This is a genomic window from Mesorhizobium sp. M2A.F.Ca.ET.042.01.1.1 (assembly GCF_003997405.1).
GTDB lineage: Bacteria > Pseudomonadota > Alphaproteobacteria > Rhizobiales > Rhizobiaceae > Mesorhizobium.
Window position 1 is genome coordinate 1 of record NZ_RZRX01000634.1, and the last position, 577, is coordinate 577.

1 protein-coding gene is annotated in these 577 nt (G+C 68.3%); it reads left to right on the plus strand.

The features are described from left to right. On the plus strand, nt 1-503 hold a 503-nt coding region (locus tag EOA23_RS35290), incomplete at its 5' end, for an enoyl-CoA hydratase-related protein (RefSeq protein ID WP_189341851.1). Nucleotides 504-577: the final 74 nt, after the last annotated feature.

The window sequence follows — 577 nt, forward strand, 5'->3', positions numbered from 1 at the left end:
ATTGCGGCAAACCCATCATCTCCGCCGTCGACGGCGTGGCTGTCGGCGCCGGCGCGATCATCGCCATGGCCTCCGACATCCGCATCGCCACCCCGGAAGCAAAGACCGCCTTCCTGTTCACCCGCGTCGGGCTCGCCGGCTGCGACATGGGCGCCTGCGCGATCCTGCCGCGCATCATCGGCCAGGGCCGCGCCGCCGAGCTGCTCTACACCGGCCGCACCATGAGCGCCACCGAGGGCGAGCGCTGGGGGTTCTACAACCGGCTTGTCGATGCGGCCGCGTTGGAGGCCGACGCGCTCGACATGGCGGCGCGCATCGTTTCCGGCCCGACCTTCGCGCATGGCATCACCAAGACACAGCTCAACCAGGAATGGTCGATGGGCCTCGACCAGGCGATCGAGGCGGAAGCGCAAGCGCAGGCGATCTGCATGCAGACCGGCGATTTCGAGCGGGCCTACAAGGCGTTCGTGGCGAAGGAAAAGCCGGTGTTCGAGGGGAATTGAGGATGGGCGCGTTACTGGAGACGTCGGCGGGACAGCGCCCCCCTCTGTCCTGCCGGACATCTCCCCCGCTTGGG